Annotated in this window: 5 protein-coding genes; all 5 read right to left on the bottom strand. The window is 64.6% G+C overall.

Going from position 1 to position 4,975, the window contains the following annotated elements; translation table 11 throughout:
- Positions 1–254: 254 nt before the first annotated feature.
- Positions 255–1,541 carry a cytochrome P450 gene (locus CSR00_RS29355; RefSeq protein ID WP_099025874.1) on the bottom strand — a complete coding sequence of 429 codons (1,287 nt, stop codon included), beginning with the start codon at positions 1,539–1,541 and terminating at the stop codon, positions 255–257.
- 177 nt (positions 1,542–1,718) lie between these two features.
- The gene (locus CSR00_RS29350; RefSeq protein ID WP_099025873.1) at positions 1,719–2,870 is read right to left on the bottom strand and encodes an acyl-CoA dehydrogenase family protein; all 1,152 of its coding nucleotides are present in this window, start codon (positions 2,868–2,870) and stop codon (positions 1,719–1,721) included.
- A gap of 4 nt (positions 2,871–2,874) precedes the next feature.
- Positions 2,875–4,026 carry an acetyl-CoA C-acetyltransferase gene (locus tag CSR00_RS29345; RefSeq protein WP_099025872.1) on the bottom strand — a complete coding sequence of 384 codons (1,152 nt, stop codon included), beginning with the start codon at positions 4,024–4,026 and terminating at the stop codon, positions 2,875–2,877.
- Between the two features lie 62 nt (positions 4,027–4,088).
- Positions 4,089–4,739 (bottom strand): TetR/AcrR family transcriptional regulator, encoded by a 651-nt coding sequence (locus tag CSR00_RS29340; RefSeq protein ID WP_099025871.1) that lies wholly within the window; start codon positions 4,737–4,739, stop codon positions 4,089–4,091.
- 110 nt (positions 4,740–4,849) lie between these two features.
- Positions 4,850–4,975 (bottom strand): acyl-CoA dehydrogenase family protein (locus CSR00_RS29335; protein WP_281259762.1); only part of this gene is annotated, 126 nt, incomplete at its 5' end.

Raw genomic sequence — 4,975 nt, 5'->3', positions numbered from 1 at the left:
CGACAACCGATTCGGCATCCAACAACTCACGCTGATCATCAGAGCGGCCCTGCACCCCACCATCATCCCAAAAGCACAGGCCAACCCACCCCCGCCACGCGGGATTAATTCAGCAGTCTCCTAGGGGCGGTACGGGGGACCTCGCGGCACGATCACGCGCTCTCGTTCGACCGAGCCGCCCGTCCGCCCGTCGTGCGCCGGCCGAGGTGGTCGGCGGTTCCCGGTGCCGAGAACCGCCGACCCTCAGAAGATTCTCAGTGCTGTACCGGGCAACGTGCCGAGGCGTCCATATGTTTGACCGCTGCCGCGAAGTTGCTGACCAGCATGTCCGGTTCGCCCAGGTGCAGTTCGGGCATGCGGTGCAGGATCTGGTCGAGCATGTGCTTGATCTGCATCTTGGCGAGAAATGCTCCCAGGCAGTAGTGTGGCCCGCCGCCTCCGAATGCGACGTGCTGGTTGGGCTTTCGGGTGATGTCGAACTTCCAGGGGTCGGCAAAGGCCGATTCGTCGCGGTTTCCCGACGAGTAGATCATGACCACCCAGTCACCCTCGCGGATCTGCTGCCCGCCCAGGACCGTGTCCTGGGTGGCGGTGCGGCGGAAGGTCATGACGGGGGTGACCCAGCGCAAGACCTCGTCGATGGCCGCGTCGATGCGGCCATCGAAATCCTCCCGCAGGTAGGCAGCCTGGTCCGGATTGTCGACCAAAGCCTTCACTCCGAGCGACAGCGTGGTGCGTGTCGTGTCGTTGCCGGCGAAGGACATCAGCACGAACATCGACGCCAACTCGTCGTCGCTGAGCTGGTGACCGTCGACCTGAGCAGATACCAGACTGGACCAGATGTCGTCTCGTGGACAGCTGCGGGTCGTCTCGGCGAACTCCAGTCCGATTCCCAGGTTGCCGACAATGGCGTCATTCATGACCTCGGCGGCGGTGCGGCCGGCCGCAATGTCGGCGTCGTTCCAGCCGGCCAGTTCGTCGGCGAAATGGGCGGCCTCGTCGCGGCGTTCCTGCGGCAGGCCGGCCATGTCGTAGAACGTGTTCATCGGCATCTGCTTGGCGACGTTCTGGACCCAGTCTCCCTCGGCCTTCGCGAGGAACGCGTCGACGATGTCGGCAGCGCGCTGACGGATCTGTTCCTCGATGCGCTTGACCTGTTTCGGGGTGAACGCCGAGCTCATCAACCTGCGGTAGGTGAGATGTCGCTGGCCGTCCATGGCGAGGAAGGACGAGGCGGCTTCGAGGAACTCCTCGGGCACGTCCTCGAGCTGGATGCCTTGACCCGAGCAGAACAATTCCGGATGGATACTCACCTCACGGATGAGGTCGTGCGTGGTGACAGCCCAGAAGCCGGGGATACTGGGCGCGACCAGATCGCTTTCGATCGGTCGCTGCCAGCTGACGGGAGCGTCGCGGCGCAGCGCATCGAAGGCGACATCGCGTTCTTCGGCGGACAACGCCCAGAACTGCTTGGTGGAGATGTCCACGGGATGGAATGGCCTCGTGCCGGGCTCGGCGGGTGTTGCGTCAACCGGCTGCAGTGAAACCGACTCCGTTGGCTTGTTGGACACGCGGTCCTCCTCATATCGAAAAAACCTTCTATTTCTATCGTAGATTCAAAAATCTGTGTTGCATAGCTGGATCCGGGCCGAAGCCGCACCGAAACGACGAATCGGGGCCGCCGGCGCGATGCCGGTGGCCCCGATTGGTCGACCGAATCAGGAGGCAGCGATGTCTCGGCCGATGATCTCCTTCATGATCTCGGTGGTGCCGCCGTAGATGGTCTGAATCCGGGTGTCCAGATAGGCCCTGGCTACCGGGTATTCGAGCATGTACCCGTAGCCTCCGTGCAGCTGCAGGCACCGGTCGATGACGCGCTTCTGCAGCTCGCTCAGATACCACTTGCCCTTCGCCGCATCGACGGCGGTGAGTTCACCGGCGTTGTAGGCGAGAACGCTTCGATCCGTGTAGGCCTCCGCGATGTCGATCTCGGTGGCCATGTCGGCCAACTCGAACCGGATGTGCTGCTTGTCGGTGAGCGGCCCGCCAAATGCCTGTCGGGTCCGGCAGTACTCGACGGTCATGTCGAAGATCGCGCGGGTGGTGGCCATCGCCTTGGCGGTGACGCCCAGCCGCTCGCGCGGGAGGTGACTCATCAGGTACTGGAGGCCGTGTCCGGCTTCACCGAGGAGATTCTCGGCAGGTACTTCGGCATTCTCGAAATAGAGTTCGGAGGTGTCCTGGGCCGGCAGCCCGATCTTGTCCAGTTTGCGGCCGCGCTCGAATCCGGGCGTATCGCGTTCCACGACGAACAGGCTGAATGCCTTCGACCCGCCCTCCGGGTCCGTTCGGGCCGCGACGACAACCAGATCGGACATGATTCCGCTGGAGATGAAGGTCTTCTGGCCGTTGAGTATCCAGCGGTCGCCGTCGAGCCGGGCACTGGTCCGGATGCCGCGCAGATCGCTACCGGCGCCGGGTTCCGTCATGGCCAGGGCGCCGATGACCTCGCCCGCGGCGAAGCCGGGCAGCCATCGCCGTTTCTGCTCCTCGTTGGTGAGATCAAGCAGGTAGTGGAGGACGAGGTCGTCCTGGAGACTTACCGTCAGCCCGAAGGACAGGGCGTTGATGCGGGCGATCTCCTCGCAGACGACCATTCGAAACCGGTAGTCGGCCTCGCCGGAGCCCCCGTACTCCTCGGGAACCTGCAGTGCATAGACGCCGGATTTGGCCGCGCGCGTGAATACCGACCTGTCGATCCACCGTTCGCGGTCCCAGTCATGCTGGTGGGGAGCCACTTCCCTGGCCAGGAACTCGCGAACGGTTTCCCGATAGGCTTCGTGGTCCGCTTCGTAGAGGGAGCGTTTCATGCGCTCACAACCGTTCGATGATCGTCACGTTGGCCTGGCCGCCTCCCTCGCACATGGTCTGCAGTCCGTAGCGGCCGCCCGTGCGCTCCAGCTCGTGCAGCATGGTGGTCATCAAACGCGCGCCGGTGCAGCCGATCGGGTGTCCCAGCGCGATCGCGCCGCCGTTGGGGTTGACCTTGGCGGGATCGGCACCGATCTCGGTGAGCCAGGCCAGCACGACGGGAGCGAACGCCTCGTTGATCTCGACGGTGTCGATGTCCTCGATCGACAGCCCGGTGCGTTTGAGCGCATGCTGGGTCGCGGGGATGGGTGCCGTGAGCATCATGACCGGGTCCGCGCCCCGAACCGACAGATGGTGGATACGGGCCCGCGGCGTGAGGTTGAACCGATCGACCGCAGCCTTTGACGCCACCATGAGAGCGGCCGCCCCGTCCGAGATCTGGCTGGCTACCGCAGCAGTCAGGACGCCGCCTTCGACCAGGGTGGGCAGCGATGCCATCTTCTCCAGTGAGGTGTCGGCGCGTGGCCCTTCGTCGACGCTGACGCCGGCGAACTCGGTGATTTCCCTGGTGAAATACCCCTGCGCGATTGCGTTGAGGGCACGCTCGTGGCTGGTCATCGCGAACCGCTCGTTGTCCTCGCGGCTCAGCTTCCACTGCTCGGCGATCATCTCCGCACCGCGGAACTGGGAGATCTCCTGGTCCCCGAAGCGGTTCCGCCAGCCCTCACATCCGGTCCACGGGTCCGTCGACCCGAACGGCGCGCCGGCCTCGAACGCACTCAGGATCGGGAACTGGCTCATCTTCTGAACGCCGCCGGCCACGATGAGGTCGGACGTCCCGCTCATCACCGCCTGTGCGGCGAAATGCACTGCTTGTTGGGCCGACCCGCACTGGCGGTCGATGGTGACCCCGGGTACCGACTCGGGAAGCCCCGCCGCCAGAGCCGCGGTTCGTGCGATGTCGCCGGCCTGGGAGCCGATGTTGTCCAGGCAGCCCAGGATGACATCGTCGATGGCCGCAGGGTCGACGTCCTGGCGCTCCACCACGGTCTTGATCACATGGGCGGCCATGTCTGCCGGATGAACCCCCGAAAGACCGCCCTTGCGCCTGCCTACTGCCGTCCGGACGGCGTCAACGATATATGCCTCAGTCATGCACTTAATTTAACATAGACTCAAAAATTGGATAGGGCGTCGGACGATCGTGCCCGGGCCGGCTACCTACGTCGGCGCGGGCGAGCGGTCTTGGCGACCGGGCTGAGGCTGTACCGCACGAAGACCTGTGCGTTGGCCACCATCGTCTCGACGGAACTGCGGCGTGGGTGCCACCACTCGGCGGTCCAGTTGAGTGCACCCAGCACGAGCGCCTGGGCCAGCGGTGCGTCGAGGTCGTCGCGAATCTGGCCCTCGGCCACCGCGTCCCTCATCAGACCTCGCCAGATGCGGTTGTAGGCGGATTCTTCCTTCTGCTGCCGGGTCTTCAGTCGTTTGGGGATCTGTCCCGAGTTGCGGATCGAGGCGCGGGCGTAGTCGGAGAGCTCGAGTTCGTGGCGGAGGTGCGATTCGACGGCGACCATGATGCGGTCCATGGGTGAGAGATCGTCCGGAAGGGCGTCGATCGCGGCCTGCAGGTAGTGCCGCAGATCGCTGATTCCGCAGAACATCACCTCTTCGATGAGGTCCTCACGGGATTTGAAGTAGTAGTAGATCGCCGGCGCCTGGAGGTCGGCTTCTTTGGCGACGTCGGTGAGCCGTGTGCCGGCGTAGCCTTTGACGCTCAGGACCCGGGCGGCCGCGTCGAGAATGCGAGACCGGGTACGTTGCGACTTGGTGTCGCTGGACTCGGTGACAGACGACTTCCGGGGCATCGTTCGATGATAATCAGAGCGCGGTCACGTCCGGGGAGCGCGACGCCGGCCCGCCGATCGAGCCGGGCGCCACGGCGCCGTACGGTGGGGCGCTCGAGAGTCGTGGCTTCTCAGAGTCCGCCGCGGGTGATGAGTTGGGTGGCGATGACGTTGCGTTGGATTTCGTTGGTGCCTTCGCCGACGATCATCAGGGGGGCGTCGCGGAAGTAGCGTTCGACGTCGTATTCGGTGGAGTA

This window comes from Mycolicibacterium palauense (assembly GCF_002592005.1).
In the GTDB taxonomy this organism is placed as follows: Bacteria; Actinomycetota; Actinomycetes; order Mycobacteriales; family Mycobacteriaceae; genus Mycobacterium; species Mycobacterium palauense.
Note: the sequence above shows the minus strand (reverse complement) of the source record. Positions and strands in the feature narration are given on the sequence as shown.

Bases quoted from the DNA above. Each gene is read 5' to 3' on its own strand.
- CSR00_RS29350 (WP_099025873.1), bottom strand. From the start codon at position 2,870: ATGAAACGCTCCCTCTACGAAGCGGACCACGAAGCCTATCGGGAAACC.
- CSR00_RS29340 (WP_099025871.1), bottom strand. From the start codon at position 4,739: ATGCCCCGGAAGTCGTCTGTCACCGAGTCCAGCGACACCAAGTCGCAA.
- CSR00_RS29345 (WP_099025872.1), bottom strand. From the start codon at position 4,026: ATGACTGAGGCATATATCGTTGACGCCGTCCGGACGGCAGTAGGCAGG.